16 protein-coding genes and 1 pseudogene are annotated in these 19,435 nt (G+C 72.1%); 8 read left to right on the forward strand and 9 right to left on the reverse strand.

Going from position 1 to position 19,435, the window contains the following annotated elements; genetic code table 11:
* The first annotated feature begins 2 nt into the window (after window positions 1-2).
* Together EES42_RS30225 and EES42_RS30230 are read left to right on the forward strand one after the other, a co-directional pair.
* Complete coding sequence (locus tag EES42_RS30225) at window positions 3-1,004, forward strand: TIGR03842 family LLM class F420-dependent oxidoreductase (RefSeq protein ID WP_124721442.1); 1,002 nt, start codon at window positions 3-5, stop codon at window positions 1,002-1,004.
* A 116-nt stretch (window positions 1,005-1,120) separates the two neighbouring features.
* A complete protein-coding gene (locus EES42_RS30230; RefSeq protein WP_124721443.1) occupies window positions 1,121-2,680 on the forward strand; it encodes an NCS1 family nucleobase:cation symporter-1 in 1,560 nt (519 codons plus the stop codon).
* Here the strand turns inward: EES42_RS30230 and EES42_RS30235 are convergent.
* Window positions 2,643-3,419 (reverse strand): hypothetical protein, encoded by a 777-nt coding sequence (locus EES42_RS30235; protein ID WP_124721444.1) that lies wholly within the window; start codon window positions 3,417-3,419, stop codon window positions 2,643-2,645. The two genes, EES42_RS30230 and EES42_RS30235, sit on opposite strands and share 38 nt — an antisense overlap.
* 205 nt (window positions 3,420-3,624) lie before the next feature.
* Between EES42_RS30235 and EES42_RS30240 the strand changes: the two genes are divergently transcribed.
* Complete coding sequence (locus EES42_RS30240; protein ID WP_124721445.1) at window positions 3,625-3,978, forward strand: hypothetical protein; 354 nt, start codon at window positions 3,625-3,627, stop codon at window positions 3,976-3,978.
* A 125-nt stretch (window positions 3,979-4,103) separates the two neighbouring features.
* Here the strand turns inward: EES42_RS30240 and EES42_RS30245 are convergent, their stop codons facing one another.
* Window positions 4,104-5,129 (reverse strand): nucleotidyl transferase AbiEii/AbiGii toxin family protein, encoded by a 1,026-nt coding sequence (locus EES42_RS30245; protein WP_124721446.1) that lies wholly within the window; start codon window positions 5,127-5,129, stop codon window positions 4,104-4,106.
* Window positions 5,126-5,800: a hypothetical protein gene (locus EES42_RS30250; protein WP_241196662.1), complete on the reverse strand. Its 675-nt coding sequence runs from the start codon at window positions 5,798-5,800 to the stop codon at window positions 5,126-5,128. The genes EES42_RS30245 and EES42_RS30250 overlap by 4 nt, the downstream gene beginning before the upstream one ends.
* 248 nt (window positions 5,801-6,048) lie before the next feature.
* On the opposite strand from EES42_RS30250, the gene EES42_RS30255 reads away from it, so the two are divergent.
* Complete coding sequence (locus EES42_RS30255; RefSeq protein ID WP_124721447.1) at window positions 6,049-7,524, forward strand: amidase; 1,476 nt, start codon at window positions 6,049-6,051, stop codon at window positions 7,522-7,524.
* Window positions 7,525-7,631: 107 nt separating this feature from the next.
* On the forward strand, window positions 7,632-10,160 hold the full coding sequence (locus tag EES42_RS30260) for a SpoIIE family protein phosphatase (protein ID WP_124721448.1): 2,529 nt from the start codon (window positions 7,632-7,634) through the stop codon (window positions 10,158-10,160).
* A gap of 19 nt (window positions 10,161-10,179) precedes the next feature.
* Here EES42_RS30260 and EES42_RS30265 read toward each other — a convergent pair whose 3' ends face one another.
* The 4 genes and pseudogenes from EES42_RS30265 to EES42_RS30280 form a co-directional block, all read right to left on the reverse strand.
* Window positions 10,180-11,244, reverse strand: coding sequence for a lipoate--protein ligase family protein (locus tag EES42_RS30265; RefSeq protein WP_124721449.1), 1,065 nt, complete (start codon window positions 11,242-11,244; stop codon window positions 10,180-10,182).
* A gap of 159 nt (window positions 11,245-11,403) precedes the next feature.
* Window positions 11,404-12,585, reverse strand: a pseudogene (locus EES42_RS30270) (cytochrome P450).
* Between the two features lie 85 nt (window positions 12,586-12,670).
* Entirely contained in the window at window positions 12,671-13,783 is a 1,113-nt protein-coding gene (locus EES42_RS30275; RefSeq protein WP_124721450.1) for a sensor histidine kinase, read from the reverse strand.
* Between the two features lie 47 nt (window positions 13,784-13,830).
* Window positions 13,831-14,508, reverse strand: coding sequence for a response regulator transcription factor (locus EES42_RS30280; RefSeq protein WP_124721451.1), 678 nt, complete (start codon window positions 14,506-14,508; stop codon window positions 13,831-13,833).
* A 214-nt stretch (window positions 14,509-14,722) separates the two neighbouring features.
* On the opposite strand from EES42_RS30280, the gene EES42_RS30285 reads away from it, so the two are divergent.
* The 3 genes from EES42_RS30285 to EES42_RS30295 all read left to right on the forward strand — a co-directional run bounded on the left by EES42_RS30285 (window position 14,723) and on the right by EES42_RS30295 (window position 17,757).
* Window positions 14,723-15,367: a M15 family metallopeptidase gene (locus EES42_RS30285; RefSeq protein WP_124721452.1), complete on the forward strand. Its 645-nt coding sequence runs from the start codon at window positions 14,723-14,725 to the stop codon at window positions 15,365-15,367.
* Window positions 15,368-15,603: 236 nt separating this feature from the next.
* A complete protein-coding gene (locus EES42_RS30290; RefSeq protein WP_241196663.1) occupies window positions 15,604-16,608 on the forward strand; it encodes an endonuclease/exonuclease/phosphatase family protein in 1,005 nt (334 codons plus the stop codon).
* A gap of 114 nt (window positions 16,609-16,722) precedes the next feature.
* On the forward strand, window positions 16,723-17,757 hold the full coding sequence (locus EES42_RS30295) for a WD40 repeat domain-containing protein (RefSeq protein ID WP_124721454.1): 1,035 nt from the start codon (window positions 16,723-16,725) through the stop codon (window positions 17,755-17,757).
* A 150-nt stretch (window positions 17,758-17,907) separates the two neighbouring features.
* Here the strand turns inward: EES42_RS30295 and tatA are convergent, their stop codons facing one another.
* Together tatA and EES42_RS30305 are read right to left on the reverse strand one after the other, a co-directional pair.
* Window positions 17,908-18,165, reverse strand: a complete 258-nt coding sequence (tatA, locus tag EES42_RS30300; protein WP_124721455.1) for a Sec-independent protein translocase subunit TatA — start codon at window positions 18,163-18,165, stop codon at window positions 17,908-17,910.
* Complete coding sequence (locus EES42_RS30305; RefSeq protein WP_124721456.1) at window positions 18,165-19,202, reverse strand: sporulation protein; 1,038 nt, start codon at window positions 19,200-19,202, stop codon at window positions 18,165-18,167. The genes tatA and EES42_RS30305 overlap by 1 nt, the downstream gene beginning before the upstream one ends.
* Window positions 19,203-19,435: the final 233 nt, after the last annotated feature.

Consider the following 19,435-nt stretch of genomic DNA (forward strand, 5'->3'; position numbering starts at 1 on the left):
TCATGGACTTCGGACTCGTCCTCCAGACCGATCCGCCCGCCTCGGCCGTCGTCGGCCTGATGCGCCGCGCCGAACGCAACGGCTTCCGCTACGGCTGGACCTTCGACTCGACGGTGCTCTGGCAGGAACCGTTCGTCATCTACAGCCAGATCCTCGAACACACCGAACACCTCGTCGTCGGCCCCATGGTGACCAATCCCGGCACTCGCACCTGGGAGGTGACCGCCTCCACCTTCGCCACCCTCAACGACATGTTCGGCAACCGCACCGTCTGCGGCATCGGCCGGGGCGACTCGGCGATGCGCGTCGCAGGCCGCAGGCCCAACACCCTGGCCCGGCTCGGCGAGGCCATCGATGTCATCCGCGACCTCGCCGAGGGCCGGGAGGCCACCGTCGACGGGCAGCCGGTCCAGATCCCCTGGGTGAAGGACGGCAGGCTGCCCGTCTGGATGGGCGCGTACGGCCCGAAGGCGCTCGCGCTGGCCGGACAGAAGGCCGACGGCTTCATCCTCCAGCTCGCGGACCCGTTCCTCACCGAGTGGATGATCAGGGCGGTACGGGACGCGGCGGCCGAGGCGGGCCGCGACCCCGACTCCGTGACCATCTGCGTCGCCGCTCCCGCCTATGTCGGCGACGATCTCGACCACGCCCGCGAGCAGTGCCGCTGGTTCGGCGGCATGGTCGGCAACCACGTCGCGGACCTCGTCTCCCGGTACGGCGCGCACTCCGGGCTCGTCCCCGAGGCCCTGACCGAGTACATCGCCGGGCGGTCCGGCTACGACTACAGCCACCACGGCCGGGCCGGAAACCCCGACACCACCTTCGTGCCGGACGGGATCGTCGACCGGTTCTGCCTGCTGGGCCCCGCCGAGGCGCACATCGAGAAGCTGCGGACCCTGCGGGACCTGGGCGTCGACCAGTTCGCGCTCTACAACATGCACGACGCGCGCGAGGCGACGATCGACGCCTACGGTGCGCGGATCATCCCCGCTCTGTCCGACTGACCCGCCCCTGTCCCGCACATCTCCCCACGGCTGTCCGCACCCCCGTCCCCGCACCGCGCTCCCGCTGTTCGCCCCGCCCCGCACGGCACCGTTCCCGAGCGAAGGGTCCAGCCGCCATGACATCGACCGTCCCACCCGTCCCACCCGTTCCACCGCAGGGTCCGATACCCGACGCCTCGGGCCGCATCGAGCTCGCCCCCGGCGCCGTTCCCACCGACAACCGGTTCGTCAACGAGGACCTGTTGCCCGTTCCCCTGGAACGCCGCCGCTGGACGACGTACAACTTCACCGCGCTCTGGGTGGGCATGGCCCACAACATTCCGTCCTGGCTGCTCGCCTCCGGCCTGGTGGCCCTCGGCATGGACTGGAAACAGGCCGTGTTCACCATCGCGCTGGCCAACCTGATCGTGCTCGGACCCATGCTGCTCACCGGGCACGCCGGACCCAAGTACGGCATCCCCTTCCCGGTGCTGGCCCGTGCCTCCTTCGGGCTGCGCGGCGCCAACCTGCCCGCGCTGATCCGGGCCGCGGTGGCCTGTGCCTGGTTCGGCATCCAGACCTGGATCGGCGGCGTCGGCATCTTCACCCTGCTGGGGAAGATCTTCGGCGGCTGGGCGAAGGCGTCCGAGATCGGCGGCCAGCCGTGGACGCTCTGGCTCTGCTTCATCCTCTTCTGGGCGCTCGAACTTGCCATCATCTACCGGGGTATGGACGCCCTGCGCCGGTTCGAGAACTGGGCGGCGCCGTTCGTCATCGTCGGCGCCGTCGTGCTGCTGGTCTGGGTCGCCGTCAAGGCGGGCGGCTTCGGCCCGCTGCTCGACCAGCCCTCGAAGCTCGGCTGGGGCAAGGAGTTCTGGCCGGTCTTCTTCCCCTCGCTGATGGGCATGATCGCCTTCTGGGCCACCCTCTCGCTGAACATCCCCGACTTCACCCGCTTCGGGGCCGGACAACGCGCCCAGATCCGGGGCCAGTCGCTCGGCCTGCCGACCACGATGACGCTCTTCGCCCTGCTCTCGGTCCTGGTCACCTCCGGATCGCAGGCGGTGTACGGGGAGGCCATCTGGGATCCGGTCCAGCTCGTGGCCCGGACCGACAACGTCTTCGGACTGCTCTACGCCCTGGTCACGGTGCTGGTCGCGACGGTCTCCGTGAACATCGCGGCCAACGTCGTGTCACCCGCGTACGACCTGGCGAATCTCGCGCCCCGGTTCATCAACTTCCGTACCGGCGCACTGATCACGGGTGTCGTCGGCGTCGTCATCATGCCGTGGAAGCTCACCGAGACGCCCGAGCTGTACATCTTCACCTGGCTCGGACTGGTCGGCGGACTGCTCGGAACGGTCGCGGGCATCCTGATCGCCGACTACTGGATCGTCCGCCGCACCGTGCTCGACCTCGCGGACCTCTACCGCCCCGGCGGCCGCTACTGGTACACGAACGGCTGGAACTGGCGGGCGGTCGCGGCGTTCACCGTCGGCGGCGTCCTCGCGATCGGGGGCTCCCACTCCGCGCCCGGGGCGGGCCCGTTCCCGGCCGGCGGGCTGATTCCGTTCCTGAAACCGCTCGCGGACTACGGCTGGGCGGTCGGGCTCGCCTCGTCGCTGGTGCTGTACGTGCTGCTCAGCGGCCGGTCCGGCGTCACACCGGCGCGGACGTACGGCCCAGCAGGGCGCTGATGTCGTACGTCTGGTCCGGCGGCGGCGTGGTCGTGGGCACCGGCTTGTCGAAGGCCGAGAAGCCCACGACCGCGTCCGCCCCGGCGCCCTGGACCGTGATCCTCAGGGGGTACGGCTTGCCGGTGGCCGCGACGTCCGTCGTCAGCGTCCGGCCGTCCCGCATCCTGGTCAGCGGCACCACCGGAGCCCCGTCGAGCGTCGTCCTGCGACCCTTGTTCAGCGTCCCCCGGTCGTTGTCGGCGTTGTCGCCGACCAGCTTGCGGAACGTGTCCAGATCGCAGCCGTTCGCCAGAGCGCGCAGCCTCGGGTCGTCGGCCGAGCCCTTCATGTAGCGCCCGTTCAGGATCGCGGCGAAGGCCGAACCGCCGCCCGGGACCTGGTTCTTCCAGAAGTTCGCATCCGGCTTGACCCAGATGTCGTCGCCGCGCTTCACGATCCGGACGGACCCCTGGCTCTTGCCCAGATCCACCGATCCGGTGCAGTTGCCGTCCCGGTCCAGGGTGAGCTCCAGAGCCATCGGCGGGCTGTTGTCGCCGAATTCGCCGCGGGCGCTCAGGTGCAGCGAACGGGCGCTCAGCAGGGCGTCCCGGGAGCGGTCCGCGATCTGCTGCGCGGAGAGCTTGTCGATGCCGTCGTCCGCCCGTGCCGCACCGCCGCCCAGGACGCTGCCGCCGGTGACCCCCAGCACGACGGCCGCCGCGCAGGCGGCCCGGCGTGTGCCGCTGTGTCGACCGGTCACGTCGCCTCCCTGGTAGTACCCGTAGGGCCTGTTCAGGTGCCATCCGATTCTTCCGAGCGTACGCCGGGGCGGATGGGGTCGCGCGGCGGAGCAGCCCACCATGGTGCATACACAGTGTGATGTTTTGCCTCGTTTTGGGTCACGGGGTGCTGGGGACGGTTGTCGGCGCACCGAGTTCGCCATCAACGAGGAGGAACAGGGAGACATGAAGCTGTCGATGGGGAGTGTGTCCAGGGCCGTGCTCAGGGGCGTCGTCGTGGTGGGGGCGGCCACCGCGCTCGCGGTTCCCGCGACCGCCGCGACCGCGGTGCCGGCCGTGGCGACGCCGCCCGGCCTGTCCTGCGACACCGGAAAGCACGAGATCGACGACTACACGGGCTTCGCGCTGTGCCGCAACGACGGCAGCACGACGCAGACCTTCTGGGTGCACCTGGTCTGCGGCTGGTCCCCGGACGTGGACGGCGAGCACGTCACCCTCAACCCCGGGCAGTCCGGCCAGTCCACCGCGCACTGCGCCGGCATCGGCACCGGGATCGGCGAGATCACCGTCCAGCCGTAGCCGCTTGTGCCGTGCGGGCCGGCCGGAGCGTCTCCGCACGCCGGCCGGAGCGTCTCCGCACGCCGGCCGGAGCGTATCCGCGTCGGCCGGACCGGCCGCTCAGTACGGGCGGCCGGTCCGGCCGGTCACGGAGCGCTCCGTTCCAGCAGTGGGGGCAGGGCGGCGGCCAGCCGCTCCCGGAGCCGGTCCGGGCCGCCGTCCACCCACGGGTGCGCGGCATGGAACGCGGACCAGTCCACCAACCAGTCCAGTACCGTCTCGGGCGTGAAGTCCGGCGCGTGCGGGCCCAGCACGGTGCGCAGCAGGCGCGGCGACAGACGGGTCGCGGGGTGCTCCGCGAGCAGCACCGCGTCGTACAGGTCCTTGGCCCCCGACCGGCCCTCCGCCTCCTGGTCCTCGGCGAGCCACAGCAGCTTCCAGGCGAGCGAGAGCCCCGGGCCCGCGGTGCGGACCGGCGTCGGGGGCCCGCCGTCACCGCGCGGGCAGGCCGTCCAGCCCGGGGCCTGCGGGAGCCGCTCGTCCTGGGCGAAGTCCATCCGCACCTCGCCCGGCGGCAGCCCGTCGGCCTCCCAGGGGACGACGACACGCACCCCGGGGGTCTCGTACTCCCGGTACGTCCACGTCCCGTCCGACTTCACCCGGAGCGGATCGATACGAATGCCCTCGGGCAGCGGCGGACCGGCCGCCAGGGCGGCCACGACCTCCTCGGCGGGGGAGGACGGCGGATCCATCTCCTCGGCCTCCATCCAGCGCAGCCCCTCCGGGGCGAGCACCGGCCGGGCGCCGCCGGTGTCGTGGCACTCGCCGTCGGTCAGCAGCTCGGGAGCGGCCGCGCCGTGCGCGGCCTCCGGCCACTGCTGCACGGTCGCTGCCCCGTCGACGTACGGGTAGGGGTCGAGGCCGTCGACGAAGCCGTCGGCCGGCGGCTCCACCACGATCCAGTCCAGATCGCCCGGCTCCCGCGCGGCGGCGCCCACCCAGGCCTGGAGCGGGACACTGCCGCGCAGGACCAGACCGTCGCCCCAGGCCGACCCGGCGATCACGTGCAGCAGATGGTCCTGGACGGCACGCCGGGCGGCCCGCCACCGCGGCGCGAGCGAGGGGTCGTCGTACGCCGGTTCGCCGGGGACGGGCCGGTCGTCCGCGCTCACCGGGAGACCCCGGCCGGCTCGTCCAGCCAGCCCGCGTCCACCGCCGGACGGTCGTCGTGCACCACGAACTCCTCCTCGGCCTCCAGCACTTCGAGTCCGGCCGTGGCCAGCCCGCCCAGCAGCGCGTCGAGCTCGGCCCTCGCCTCCGGACGGCCCACCGCGTAGCAGCGCTGCGTGACGAACCGTTCGTGGCTCCCGGGGCCGGTGGTGCGGCGGGCATTGCGCGACAGACGCGCACCGTGCCGCTCGGCCACCGCTCGTGCGACGGCGAGCTGCGGCTCACCGGTCAGCAGCAGCTTGACGTGATGCTCGAAGTGGCAGCCGGGAGAGAGTGCGGCGGCCTCGTCGGCCGTCCCCGGTATGTCCTCGTTCCACGGGGCGGCCTCGATCTTCACGCGTACGACGGGGAAGCCCGCCGCGCGCAGCTCGGCCGACCGGAGCACGGCGGCGGCCCGCTGCCCGGAGAGCGAACCCCGGCCCCGCTCGGTCAGCATGGGCTGGTCGGGCGTGGCACCGCGGTCCAGGAGGATATGGGTGAGCTTCATGCCCCTGCGCTCCGCCCAGCGGCCCAGTCGGCCGGCCTCCCGGGCATCGCCCGTACCGCCATCGGCGCGAGGTTCGAGGCGCACCGTCAGATGCGTCTCGAACTCGCCCTCGAACTCCGCTTCCACGCGCCCTCCACCAGTACTTTTCACGGTCCGCTTCCGTCACAGAACGTAGCAAGCGGCACTGACAGTCCCCGGACGGCGACCGAAGACCCTCCCGGACGCGCCCGGGACGCACCTCGGCCACTTTCCACCGAACGGTTGAGCGGACCGCTCATTCGTCGTTACCCTCCGGTAAGTTCGTTCGGGTGCAACAGGCGCGCTGCGCACAGCCTCCGCGCGGTGTCGTCCGACACGAGGAAGGCGGTCAGCCCATGTCCTCAACGGAAGCGGTGGAAACCACCGGACCGGCCGGCCCCACGGGACTCGCCGACAGCGCACGGGAGCTGGCCGAGGGCCGCACCACCTCGGTCGGGCAGGTGACCGCCGCACTGCGCCGCATCGAAGCGAGCCAGAGCACCCTCAACGCCTTCCGGCACCTGCGTGCCGAGGCCGCGCTCGCCGAGGCCGCCGAGGCCGACCGCCGGCTCGCGGCCGGGGAGCGGCTGCCCCTGCTCGGCGTACCGGTCGCCGTCAAGGACGACACGGACGTCGCCGGGATGCCGACCTACTTCGGCTGCGACGGCGATCTGCCCGCCGCGACCGCGGACAGCGAGGCGGTCCGCCGGCTGCGGGCGGCCGGGGCCGTGATCGTAGGGAAGACCAACTCCTGCGAACTGGGCCAGTGGCCGTTCACCGAGGGCCCCGCCTTCGGCGCCACCCGCAACCCGTGGCACACCGGTCACACCCCCGGCGGCTCCTCCGGCGGCTCCGCGGCGGCCGTCGCGGCCGGTCTGGTGCCCGCCGCGCTCGGCTCCGACGGGGCGGGGTCCGTACGCATCCCGGCGGCCTGGACCCATCTCGTCGGCATCAAGCCCCAGCGCGGCCGGATCTCCGGCCACCCGCACACCGACGCCTTCCAGGGCCTGACCGTCAACGGACCGCTCGCCAGGACCGTCGCCGACGCCGCACTGCTGCTCGACGCGGTCGCCGGCTCCCACCCCGAGGACCAGCACCGGCCGCCGCCCGTCGCCGCCGCGGCCGCCGCCCGCCGCGACCCGGGCCGGCTGCGCATCGCCCTCGCCTGGCGCCCCCCGCTCACCCTCACGGGCTCCGCGCCCCACCCCGATGTGCGACGGGCCGTCCTCGCACTGGCCGAGGCCCTCGCCCGACTGGGCCACGACGTGCAGGAAGCCAGACCCCACTACGGACTGATCGGCCTCGGCTTCGTCCCCCGGGCCACCGCCGGGATCGCCGAACTCGCCGCCCGCCACCCCGACCCCGCACTCCTCGACCCGCGCACCCGCAGCGCACTGCGCACCGGCACCCGGCTCGGCGGCCGGGTGGTACGGGCGGCCAGGGAGCGCGAGGTGCGTCAGCACCGCAGGATCGGCGGGTTCTTCCGCCCGTCCCGGACCGGCGCCGGGTACGACGTGCTGCTCACCCCGACGACCGCCCTGCCGCCGCCCCCGATCGGCCGCTTCGACGGACTGAGCGCCTGGCGCACCGATCTCGCGATGACCGAGGCCTGCCCGTACGCCTGGCCCTGGAACGTACTGGGCTGGCCCGGCATCAACGTACCGGCCGGGTTCACCGGCGACGGGCTGCCCGTCGGGGCGCAGCTGCTCGGCCCGTCCCGCAGCGAGGAACGGCTGATCTCCCTCGCCGCCCAGCTGGAGGCCGACCGCCGCTGGTACGAGCACCGGCCCCCGGCCCCGTCCGCCCGGTCCGTGCCGGGGGCCGGGCGCTGATCCCTCGTCCGGTCCCCACGCCCGGGGCCGTGTCCTGCCCCGTTGTCGCTCGCACCCGAGCGCGGGAGGCGGGATCATGGGCAGGGAGTGGATAGGTGGTGTCCGGTATGGCATGTGCAGGTCCGCAGTCGGCGCCCGGAGCCGAACCTTCGAGGCCCAGCACTCCCCGGCACTCCTACGACACGGCGAACGACGCGACCGTGGTGGTCGCCGGCAGCGGAGCGGTCGTCGGCTGGACGCACAGCGCACAGGAGTTGCTGGGGTATCGGGCCGCAGAGGTGGTCGGGCGGCCGGCGGGCTTCCTGCTCGCCACGCCCGAGGACCCGGTACGGGTGGCGGCGATCGCCGAGCGCTGCCGGGCGGGGGTGGGGTGGCGGGGCGTCGCGGACGTGCGGCGGCGTGACGGCAGCCGGATCGAGGCGGACCTGAGGGTCTCGGCCTCCTTTCACCTGGACGGCCGGGAGTGCTTCCTGGTATCCGGTCGCGAACGGCGGCCCGAGTGGACGGTCGGGCAGTCCGTGCTGGACGCCTTCCTGACCGGGTCGCCGATCGGCATGGCGGTGATGAGCCCGGACCTGCGCTACGTCTGGATGAACGACACCCTGGAACGCTTCGGCGGCGTCCCGCGCGAGCATCGGGTGGGCCACCGGCTGAGCGAGGTGCTGCCGGGGCTGGAGACCGAGGCCATCGAGACGCTGATGCGCGGAGTGCTGGACACCGGGATTCCCGTCATCGACTACGAATACCTGGGCTGGACCTGGGCCGATCCGCGCCGCAAGCGCGCCTACTCCACCTCGTACCTGCCGCTGACCGACAGTGACGGCGGCGTCACGGGCCTGTGCTACATGGTCCTGGACGTCACCGACCGGTGGAACGCCCAGCAGCGCCTGGCCCTGGTCAACGACGCCGGAGCCAGCATCGGCTCCACCCTGGACGTGATGCGCACGGCACAGGAACTGGCCGACTTCGCGGTGCCGCGGTTCGCCGACTTCGTGATCGTCGACCTGCTGGAACCGGTCGCCAGCGCCGGTGCGCCCGGTCCGTGGCCGCTGGGCACGGGGCTGTCCGGCGCCGAGCTGACCAGGTCCGGCGCCACCCTCGCCGCCACCCGGCCGCAGATGCGCCGGGCCGGGATGAGTTCGGTGCGCGAGGGCTGCCCGGAGGCGGTCCGCCGGATCGGGGAACCGGTGGACTTCGTACCCCCGCCCCACGACATGCGGTTCCTCATCGACGGCGAACCCCTCCTCATCCCGGCCCTCGACCCCGACAACAACGTATGGGCGGTCGAACAGCCCGCCAGGGCGGCGAGCATCCGCGAGTACGGACTCCACTCCCTGATCGCCGTACCCATGCGGGCCCGCGACACGGTGCTCGGTCTGACCACCTTCATCCGGTCGCAGAACCCCGCCCCGTTCGAACCGGACGACGTGCTTCCGGCCCGCGAGATGGTGGCGCGGGCCGCCGTGTGCGTGGACAACGCCCGCCGCTACACCCATGAGCACACCGCCGCGCTGACCCTCCAGCGCAGCCTGCTCCCGCACACACTGCCCGGCGGAATGGCGCTGGACGTGGCCTCCTCCTACCTCCCGGCGGACGCCAAGGACGGTGTCGGCGGCGACTGGTTCGACGTGATCCCGCTGTCCGGCGCCCGGGTCGCCCTCGTCGTCGGCGACGTGGTCGGCCACGGCATCGCCGCCGCGGCCACCATGGGCCGGCTCCGCACCGCGGTGCACACCCTCGCCGACATGGACCTGCCGCCCGACGAACTCCTCGCCCACCTCGACGACCTCGTGCTCCGCCTCAGCGACGAGGAACCCGAGGGCGGGGAGCAGGGCACCCCCGTACTCGGCGCCACCTGCCTGTACGCCGTCTACGACCCGGTCACCCAGCGCTGCACCATGGCCCGCGCCGGCCACCCGCCGCCCGTCGTCGTCGCCCCGGACGGCCGGGTCACCTTCCTCGAACTGCCCGCGGGACCGCCGCTCGGCCTGGGCGGCCTGCCGTTCGAGACGGCGGAGACCGAACTGCCCGAGGGGAGCCTGATCGGCCTCTACACCAACGGCCTGATCGAGGGCCGTGACCAGGACCCCGATCTCGGCATGTCCCGCCTCGGCGGCGCCCTGGCACAGCGCGGCCTCCCGCTCGACGCCCTGTGCGCAACGGTCGTGGATCAGCTGGTCCCGGTGCCCCAGCCCGACGACGTGGCCCTGCTGCTCGCCCGTACCCATGAGCTGAGCCCCGACCACGTCGCCTCGTGGGAGGTGGCCGCCGACCCGGCCGCCGTCGCCGGAGTCCGGGCCCGGACCGCCCGCCAGCTGAGCGCCTGGGGCCTGGAAGACCTGGAGATGACGACCGAGCTGATCGTCAGCGAGCTGGTCACCAACGCGGTGCGCTACGCCAGCGGGCCGATCCGGATCCGGCTGCTGCGCCAGTCCGTGCTGATCTGCGAGGTCTCCGACACCAGCAGCACCTCGCCACGGCTCAGGCACGCCCGCACCACGGACGAGGGCGGCCGCGGCCTCTTCCTCGTCGCCCAGCTCACCCGCCGCTGGGGCACCCGCTACACCGCCGAGGGCAAGATCATCTGGACCGAACAGGAACTGCCCCGGCAGGAACCTCCCGCGACGGGAAGCTGATACCCGCCCGCGACCGTCCTCACGGCACCCGAGCGGTCCATTCCTCCGTACCGAACTTCGTCCGCACCAGTTCCTCGGCCCGGGTCATCTCCTGCGCCGTGACTTCGCCGGTGGTCAGCCCGTAGCGGTTGCGGAAGGAGGCGATCATGTTCTCGATCACCTGCTCCCGGGCGAGGCCGGTCTGGCGACGGAGCGGGTCGACGCGCTTCTTGGCGCTCTTGGTGCCCTTGTCGGAGAGCTTCTCCTTGCTGATCCGCAGCACCTCCAGCATCTTGTCCGCGTCGATGTCGTACGACATCGTCACGTGATGCAGGACGGCCCCAGGGCCACCGTCGGCGCCGACGATCCGCTTCTGAGCGGCGCCGGCGATCTTCCCGGCATCGGTGGCGATGTCGTTGAGGGGCTGGTACCAGGCCTTGATGCCCATGTCGCCGAGGGCGCCCAGCACCCAGTCGTCGAGGTAGGCGTAGCTGTCGGCGAAGGAGAGGCCGGAGACCAGCGACTCCGGCACGGACAGGGAGTACGTGATGGTGCTCAGGGGCTCCACGAACATGGCCCCACCACCGGAAATGCGGCGTACCACGGACACTCCGTGCTTCGCCGCCCCTTCGGGATCCACCTCATTGCGCAGCGACTGGAAGCTGCCGATGATCACAGCGGGCGAGGCCCATTCCCAGACCCGCAACGTGGGCGCCCGCCGCCCGGCGGCCACCTCGGCGGTGAGGACCTCGTCCAGTGCCATGTGCAGTGCCGGGGCCTGTGGCTCCGTATGCACCAACTGCCAGTCGTAGTCGCTCCACTCGGTCGCACGGGCCAGCGCTCGCCGGACGGCGATGCCGACGCCCTCCGCGGTCAGCCCGAGCATGACGGTCGACTCCGGCAGCCCCGCCGTGATCCGCGCCGCCAGACCCGCGGTGTCCGTCGAGGACGGGGCACCCTCCAGGGCGCTGTTGATCGCGAGGATCGCCTCGTCGGGCTCCAGGAAGAAGTCCCCGGCGACGCGCACGTTGCGCAGTGCGCCTTGTTCGACATCCAGATCCACGACGACAAGCTTGCCGCCGGGCACCTTGTACTCGCCATGCACGGCTTCGTTCCCTTCCAGTGCGCGGCTCGGACCCGGAGCCTGTCGCTCCGGCATGGGACGGACGCGCACATACCTCTCATCGCACCCTAATGCCCGCCTGTCATGAGCGGCTACGCAGCCTCGATGCCGGGCCGGCCCGGCATGATCCAAACGAGAGGCCTAGGTGAAGAGCGGCAGCGACTCCGGACCGCGGACAAGTCGCGTGCGATGCCATGCCAGTTGGCCGGGCGGTACGGCGAGCCGGATCGCGGGAAACCGGTCCAGGACCGCCCGCAGGGCGATCTCGGCCTCGGCCTTGGCCAGGGGAGCGCCGACGCAGCGGTGGATGCCGTGGCCGAAGCCGAGATGGGCGGTGGTGTCCCGGTCCAGGTCGAGTCGGTCGGGTGACGGGAATTGTTCCGGGTCGCGGTTGGCGGCTCCGAGGCCGATCAGCACCGGGACGCCGGCGGGGATGTCGGTACCGCCGAGTGTGACGGCCTCCGTGGTGAACCGGAAGGTGGCCGTACTCACGGGGGAATCGAAGCGGAGCAGTTCGTCCAGCGCGGCCGGGATCTCGTCCGGGTTCTCCCGAAGGCGGTTCAGCCCGTCGGGGTGCCGGAGCAGCGCCAGGAGGGCGTTGGAGAGGAAGTGGGTGGTGGTCTCGTGTCCGGCGACGAGCAACAGCACGGCCAGAGAGACCAGTTCGTCCTCGCTCAGGCAGTCGTCGTCGCCGTCGCGAGCCGCGATGAGCCGGTCGAGGAGAGAGCCGCCGGGGTGCAGGCGCTTGGCGGCGATGAGGCCCGTCATGTAGTCGGCCATGGCATGCGAGGCCGTATCGATGAAGTCGGGCCTCCCGGCCGAGAACAGCTCTCCGGACCAGCGCCGGACGTCGGGCCGGTCGTCCTCCGGTACTCCCAGCAGCTCGCAGATCACGATGACGGGCAGTGGAATCGCCAGGCCGGCCACGAAGTCGAAGCGCTCACCGACGGGCCACCGGTCCAGCAGCCCGTCGGTGACGCGGGTGATGAACGGACGGAGCTCCGCGACGGCTCCTGTCGTGAACGCCTTGGTCACCAGCTTGCGCAGCCGGGTGTGCCGGGGAGGGTCGCTGGCCAGCATGGTGTGTGCCACCGCGGGGTGCAGACGACGTCGTGACCCCTTGTCCGCGAAGAAGGCGGCGGTGTCCTTCGAGAGCCGGGCGTCGCCGAGGGCTTCCCTGGCCTCCGCCTAGCCGGTGACGAGGTAGCCGGTGTGTCCACCGGAGCCGGTGGGGACGGCCTGCACCGGGCACTTGGACCGCATGACCGCATAGGCCGGGTACGGGTCCTGCAGGAAGCGGGGGTCCTGAGTCGGGTCGGTCATGCCTTCAGGCTCCGACCGGTGCCGGGTGTTCGTCATCGGCGACACGCCGGACACGGTGTGCGTAGGCGCCGGCCACCGGGCCTCTTCAGACGGACGCTTGGCTTCCGTCGGTTCCCGTGCTGCCTCCCGGGGCGCCGGGCAGGGACGTGCGGACGGTGAGCCCGCCGCCCGGGTTGGCGGTGAGGGTCAGGTCCGCGTGGTGGGCGCGGACGATGCTGGCGACGATCGCCAGGCCGAGGCCGTGGCCGCGGCGGGTGGAGTCCTGTTCGGCCAGGCGCCCGCTGCCGCGCAGGAACGGCTCGGTGAGGCGGTCGACCGTGTCGTCCAGCCGCGGTCCGGTGTTGGTGACGGTCAGGAGGGCGCGGCCGGGCCGGGCAGGGTCGGGGCCGGTGGTCAGGGAGAGCGTGCCGCCGGTGGGCAGGTTGTGCCGTACGGCGTTGTGGAGCAGGTTCAGGGTCAGCTGGCGCAGCAGTACGCCGTTGCCGGTGACCGGGGCCGCACGGATGTCGGCGCAGAGCGTGATGTCCCGTGCCCCGGCTTCCTCGCGGACGGCCTCGACGGCTGCTCGGGCGGTGTCGGCGAGGTCCAGGTGCTCCATGGCGGGCGGGGTGTGTTCGAGGGCGGAGAGCCGCAGCAGGGCGTCGGTGATGTCGATGCCGCGCTGGTTGGTCTCGCGGAGCCGGGAGACGAGTCGGCGGTAGTCCTGGCCGTCGGGGTCGGCGACGGCCACGTCGAGCATGGTGCGGCTGACGGCGAGCGGTGTGCGCAGTTCGTGCGAGGCGTTGGCGGCGAAGCGCTGCTGGGCGTCGAAGGACCGCTGGAGGCGGCCGAGCATGTCGTCGAAGGTGTCGGAGAGCTCGGTGAACTCGTCGCGCGGACCGGTGAGCCCGATTCGGTGGTCCAGGGAGCCGTGGGCGGCCCGGCGGGCGGCCCGGGTGATGTCCTGAAGGGGGCGCAGGACGCGGCCCGCGATGAGCCAGCCGGCGCCGAGCCCGACCAGCGCCAGGAACAGCAGAGCGATGCCGGACGCCTTGGCCAGGGCCCGGAGGATGTCCGGGCGGGTGGCGATGGCCGCGGCCTGCGGGTTCACGTCCGCCAGCGGGTAGTACGGCACGAAGCGCATGGCCAGGTAGACCACGATCAGGCTGAGCGCCCCGGCGACGACGACGAACAGGGCGTACGTGAGGGTGAGCTTCATCCGGGCGGTCAGCCGCCGCGGCCGACCGGACGGTGCAGGCCGGCGGTTCACCGGTCGTCCCCGGCCGGCTCGCCGAGACGGTAGCCGACACCGGGCACGGTGTGGATGGCCGACGGTTCACCGAGGCGTTTGCGGAGCGTGGACATGGTGATGCGGACCGCGTTGGTGAACGGGTCGGCGTTCTCGTCCCAGGCCCGCTCCAGCAGCGTCTCCGCGCTGACGACACCGCCGCGCGCGGTCATCAGGACTTCCAGCACGGCGAACTGTTTCCTGGTGAGCGCCACGTATCTCCCGTCGCGGAAGACCTCACGCCGGAACGGGTCCAGCCGGATTCCGGCGCACTCGATGACCGGAGGCGTGCTGTCCTTGGGGCGGCGGGCCAGCGAGCGCAGCCGTACGACCAGCTCCTTCAGGTCGAAGGGCTTCGTCAGATAGTCGTCGGCGCCGATCTCGAACCCCGCGACCTTCTCGTCCAGGAGGCCCGCCGCGGTCAGCATGAGCACACGGCAGCCGAGCCGCCGCTCGACGATCGCCCGGCACACGTCGTCGCCGTGCGTGCCGGGGATGTCGCGGTCGAGCACGACGACGTCGTACTCGTTCACATCGAGGCGTTCCAGGGCGGTGTCGCCGTCCCCGGCGATGTCGGAGGCGATGGCTTCGAGCCTCAGACCCGCCTGCACGGCCTCGGCGAGATACAGCTCGTCCTCGACAATCAGCACCCGCATACGGCCTCTCCTGCTCTGTGCCTCACCCGGCAGGTCGCCGGTCCGTCCGGCCGCCCCTGTTCGAGCGGTCCGGGATGACCGTCCCCATTTGAGCGGTCCGGGCATATCGAAAACGTATCGGGAAATCGAAACGGTCCGGCAACACGGCCCACCGTTCACTGAGGGCATCGGTCCGCGGCACCCGCCGCGCTGTACGAGATGCCCGGAGGCCACCATGCACGACAACCCCGCCGAGAGCCGGTCCGCCACGGCAGCGCGCCGCCTGCCCGGCCGGACAGCGGCAGGAGTGGGCGCGGTCCTGGTGGTGGCGTTGACGGCGGCATGGGGCCTGACGACCCGGAGCGAACCGGCCGCGCACGCCGACGCGACGGCGGGCCGGCCGCCGGGCGGCGGTGCGGCGACCGCCGAGGCCACCCCGGAGGGCGCCGACGAGAGCGGCACCCCGGACGGCCGTCGGTTCACCCCCTTCGACACCCGGTACCCGGCCATCGCCCGGCTGGACAAACGATTGCTGAAGGCAGTGCAGCAGGCGGCCCGGGACGCCCGCGACGACGGCATCGAATTCCGGGTCACCTCGGGATGGCGCAGCAAGGAACACCAGCAGCGCCTGCTGGACGAGGGCATCGAGAAGTACGGGAGCGCCGAGAAGGCGAGGCAGTTCGTGAACACGCCGCAGAAGTCGACGCACGTCTCCGGGAAGGCGGTCGACATCGGCCCCACCGATGCCGACGACTGGCTCATCCGCAACGGCTCCGACTACGGCCTGTGCCAGGTCTACAACAACGAGATGTGGCACTTCGAGCTCCTGACCCGCCCCGGTGGTACCTGCCCGGCGCCCCTGAGCAACGCGGCCGGCTGACCGGCACCGTGCTCAGCCCCCGTGAGTCCGAGCCCTCTTCCGAAGGACATGTCATGGCCGATCTGCGCGAGGACCCCTACCCGGATGTGTACATCGGAGGCGGATTCTCCGACCCTGCCTCCTCGCCCCCCGATCCTTTCCCGTCCGGTCCTCTCCCGTCCGCCCCTGACTCCTTCGACCCTGTCTCCTCCGATCCCTCTCCCGCCTGTCCTGCTTCGTCCGATTCCGTTCCTGTGGTGGGAGTACCGGCCCCGGGTGGACGGCCGCCCGGTCGGCTGGGCCGTCTGTCCGGCCCGATCAGCCGGTTCGGCAGATTCGGCCAGGGGTGGGGCCGGGACCGGATCCTGAGCGCCGTCGCCGTGGTGACCGGGCTGGTGATGGTCTGTCACTCGCTCGTGCCCAACTCGCCGGGCAACCTCGGCAGCCTGCTCGAAACCGTGCTGCCCTGGACCGGCCTGGCCGTACCCGCGCTGCTCCTGGCCGCACTGTTGCGCAGGTCGGTGCCGGCCGTCGTCGCCACCCTGCTGCTCGGCGCCGTCTGGTCCGCCATGTTCGCGTCCCTGTACGTCGGCGGACGGAGCGATACCGAGCCGAACCTGACCGTGGTCACCCACAACGTCAACGCCGCCAACTCCGACCCCGCCGCCACCGCCCGTACGCTGCTGGCCGCCGACCCCGACCTCGTGGCCCTGGAAGAAGTGACCGACGAGGCCCTGCCCGCCTACCGGAAGGTGCTGGACCGTCGGCTCACCCACCGCGTGCACATCGGGACCGTCGCCCTGTGGAGCCGCTACCCCATCACCGAGTCCCGGCGCGTCACCATCGATCCCGGCTGGAGCCGCTCGCTGCGCGCCCAGGTCCGGGGGCCGAACGGTCCCCTCGCCGTATACGTGGTCCATCTGCCCTCGGTCCGGGTCGGCGCGTCCGGCTTCGCCGTCGCGCGCCGCGACGAGACGCTCGCCGCTCTCGACCGGGCGGTCGACCAGGAGCGGCAGAAGAAGGTCCTCCTGCTGGGCGACCTCAACGGAGCCACCACCGACCGCGCCCTCGCGCCGCTGACGTCCCGGCTGACGTCGGTCGCGGACGAGACCGGGACCGGCTTCGGATTCAGCTGGCCCGCGGCCTTCCCGATCGCCCGGATCGACCACATCCTCACCCGGGGCGTCACCCCCACCGATGCCTGGACCCTCCCCGCCACCGCCAGCGACCACCGGCCGATCGCCGCCGACCTCAAGGCATAGGCGGTCCGCCGCAGTCCACCGCCCCTGGGCGTAGACCCCGCCGGACCCCGTGTGCCGGCCGCTTCGGGCACACTTGGCCGCGACCGTTCGGCCGGACGTGACGGGGTGGGGATCGTGGACGGACAGCAATCGGCGTCACGGGCGGCGCGCGCACCGGGACCGGACGGACCGTGCGAAGCGACGCTGCTGCGGACATTGCCGGAGGTCCTCCCCGCAGGCCTGGTCGCGATCTCTCCCGACGCACGGTTCGGCCTGTCCGGCGGGGGATCGGGTCCGGCACGGCTGTGGGACCTCACCACCGGCACCCTCCTGCGGGAGTTGGGAGTCGACGGCGCGGGCTGCTCGGGCCTCTGGACCGATGGGCGGAAAGTGGTGGCGAGCGGCGGCGGCAAGATCCTCCGAGCCACCATGACGGGCTGGGTGAGCCGGTTCGACACCCGTAACCCGCAGAACCTGCACCCCTTGAGCAGGGGCCCGCACCACGATCGGAGCACCGGCGCGAGCAGCGACCGGGGAGCGGTCGTCGTCGGCGCCGACGGCCGATTCGCGCTGGGCATCTGCATGGACCGTGCCCTGCGGATGTGGGACCTCACCGACGGAGCATGCGTACGGACATTGCGGGGGCACGCGGTCTGGCCGAACGCGGTGTGGCTCGCCCCGGATGCGCGGCGGGCCGTGTCGGCCGGGGCGGACGGGGAGATCCGGGTCTGGGACCTGGACGGCGGCACGTGTGCCGTCTTCCCGCACCCGGACTCGTGGGTGGACTCCGTGTGCCTGAGCGCGGACGGCCGTCGCGTGCTCGTGGGCGGCGACCACCGGGGTCACACGCTGTGGCTGATCGACGCCGTCACGGGCGAGTTCGTCCGGGGTTTCGAGGACGTACGGGATCCCGCGTCGCTGGAGGACCCGGAGGACCGGTCCGGCGAGGTCCTGGCGGTCCGGCTGACCTCGGACGGGCGGTTCGCCGTCTCGGGCGAGGACGACGGCCGCATCCGGATCCGGGAGACGTCGACGGGGCGTTGTGTACGGACCCTGGACGGTCACACCGAGGACGCCCGGGGCATCGCGCTGACCCCCGACGACCGGTTCCTCCTGTCGGGGAGCTCGGACGGCACCCTGCGCCTGTGGCAGCTCGGCTGGGGGCCCTGACCGCTGAACAGCGCTCACCGGAACGGGTTCGCAGGCTTACGTGGTCCGGGGAGGCGTGCGGGTCCGAAGGCGCACGGGCCCCGGCGGAGCCCGGAGCCCGATCCGCACTCGGGAGAGGGAGCGCGGATCGGGCTCCGGTCGGGCTGCGTCCTATGCGCGGCCCTGGGGCTGCTGCCCCGCGTCCGGCCTCGGGTCCACGGCGTCCTGCCGGCCGACGGTCTCGCCGCGGACGACCCGGGGCGCCCCCGCCTCACCCTCGTTCTCCTTCGTCTCCTTCATCGCCTTCGCCTCGGCCTTGAGGATGCGGGCCGACTTCCCGGCGGAACGGGCCAGATCGGGGAGGCGCTTGGCACCCAGGAGAACTATCACCACGATCAGAAGGATCGCGATCTCGCTGATCCCGAACATCAGTCGTCACCACCCTCGTCATCGCCGTCCTCGTCGTTGTCGCCCTCGAAGAAGTCCCCTGCCTCGTCCACGACTTCGGCGGCGACCATGCCCCCGACGACGCCGACCGCGAGCCCGGCCGCGCCCACCGCGACCGCTGTTCCCAGGCCCGGTCCGGAGCGGTGACCGCCGCCGTGATGCTGGTCATCGTGGTGGCCGTGCCCGTGCCCGTGCTGTCCGGCGTACGGATCGCCGTGCCCGTACGAGGAGCCCGCCGCGTAGGCCGACCGGTGCTCGATCAACTGCTGGAGCCAGCCCTCGACGAGCGCCCGCCAGTCCTGGTGGTGGATTCCGTCGTGCGCGACCATGAACCGGTTGAGTGCGTCGTGCCCGTCGGAGAACAGCCCGCCGCGCCTGTCGGCCTCCAGGACCACCTCCATGCCGCCCGCGGTGGCGAGGAAGGTCACCTCGATCTCGTTGACCGCGTGCGCGTACTGCGGCGGCGGGGTCAGCTCGATCTCCTGGTAGAAGGGGAGTTGCTGGCCGGTGCCGCCGATACGGCCGTACTCCAGATCCGCGGACCGGAAGCCGAAGCCGAGCTGTCCGAACGCTTCGAGGATCGCCTCCTGCACCGGCAGCGGGCTCACCAGGAGCCGGTCGAGATCCCCCTTGTCCTTGGCTCCGGCGACCGACAACTCCGTGTGCACGCCGAGCACGATGCCCAGGCTCTGCCCGTACAGCTCGGTGATCGGCGTCTCCCACGGCAGCGTGACCGTGAACGGCACGCTGAGCTGTTCGCCTTCGGCCAGCCGGAAGCCACCGCCGACGGTGAAGCGCTCGAAGGCCACGACGCGCTCCTCCTCGCCGTCCTCGTGCTCGGCCTCCACCTGCGCGACGAGTTCCAGCGTGATGTGGTCGATGTCGAAGTCGGCGCTGCCGCCCTTGAGATGGACCTGGCCGGACAGGGGGCCGCCGGGAGCGGTCGCCCCGGTGGTGAGGACGGTGTCGACGGTTGGGCCGCCCACGCCGAGCGAGCCGAGCAGTCGTTTGAACACCATGGCGGCGTCCACTCCCTTACATGCGTACGAGGGGTACGGGGGAGCGCGGGAACGCCGAGGGAGGCTCCCGTGCTCTACAGACGTGTAGAGCATAGGGCCGGTCACGGGGCTTCCGGAGCCATGGAGGGCCGGTGGGCGGGAAAGTCCGAAAAGGATCGCCCAGACGGTCCGGGCAGCCGCTTGACGAGCGCGTTTTACCGTGCTTTTACTCTGGTCACGCTACCGCCCGGCAC

The organism is Streptomyces sp. ADI95-17 (assembly GCF_003846175.1).
GTDB classification, from domain to species: domain Bacteria; phylum Actinomycetota; class Actinomycetes; order Streptomycetales; family Streptomycetaceae; genus Streptomyces; species Streptomyces sanglieri.